The organism is Serratia sp. PL7 (genome assembly GCF_945957435.1).
On the sequence record NZ_CAMFLB010000132.1, the window covers coordinates 1 to 372 of the forward strand.

General features: G+C 53.8%; 1 pseudogene. It reads left to right on the top strand.

Annotated elements, in window-relative coordinates:
- Positions 1–357, top strand: a pseudogene (locus N6G83_RS54595) (IS1-like element IS1B family transposase); the annotation flags it as partial.
- Positions 358–372 lie beyond the last annotated feature (15 nt).

The following is a 372-nucleotide window of genomic DNA, read 5'->3' on the forward strand; positions in this document are numbered from 1 at the left end:
GTCGGGGCTAAATCGCGCCAGCGCTGGCTGTTTTACGCGTATGACAGGCTCCGGAAGACGGTTGTTGCGCACGTATTCGGTGAACGCACTATGGCGACGCTGGGGCGTCTTATGAGCCTGCTGTCACCCTTTGACGTGGTGATATGGATGACGGATGGCTGGCCGCTGTATGAATCCCGCCTGAAGGGAAAGCTGCACGTAATCAGCAAGCGATATACGCAGCGAATTGAGCGGCATAACCTGAATCTGAGGCAGCACCTGGCACGGCTGGGACGGAAGTCGCTGTCGTTCTCAAAATCGGTGGAGCTGCATGACAAAGTCATCGGGCATTATCTGAACATAAAACACTATCAATAAGTTGGAGTCATTACC